The following is a 504-nucleotide window of genomic DNA, read 5'->3' on the forward strand; positions in this document are numbered from 1 at the left end:
GCATCCATTCCACATCCAGCGGTTTGTTGCTGGGGATCCAGAACATCTGTTCGTCGAGGGTCGCGCGCAGGCTTTGCGCGGTGCTCAGCAATTGTTTCTGGTTGAGCTGCAGGGTGATCGATTCATTGAGCATCGCGCTCAACTCGCGGTTCAGCCGCTCGAGCAGATCAGCGCGGGTGTTGGCCAGATCGAGCAGGCTTTTGCGCAGTTGCGGGGTGACCTGCTCCGGCGGCTGCGTGGCCAGCAAGTTGTCGACATAAGTCGCCGGGTTGCTCAGCAGCTCGCGTTGCTGGCTGACATCGAACTGATACAGGCGAATATCGGCAATCTGGTCGGCAAGGTCGCGGTCAACTTTCAGGTGCGGCAGCGCCTGTTTCTGTTTATAGAGAATTTTCGACAGCAGCAGGCTGCCCTTGAGCACGTTGATTTGCTCGTCCAGCGCCGAATCGCTTTGGGTCAGGGTGTCGAGTTGCTGTTTGGTCTGCAGGTTCTGCTGCGTGACTT

At 57.9% G+C, this 504-nt stretch carries 1 pseudogene; it reads right to left on the reverse strand.

The features are described 5' to 3' along the window. A pseudogene (locus tag J5M71_RS27350) lies at nucleotides 1-504 on the reverse strand (mechanosensitive channel MscK); the annotation flags it as partial.

This window comes from Pseudomonas sp. 43(2021), from assembly GCF_017490805.1.
Taxonomy (GTDB): Bacteria; Pseudomonadota; Gammaproteobacteria; order Pseudomonadales; family Pseudomonadaceae; genus Aquipseudomonas.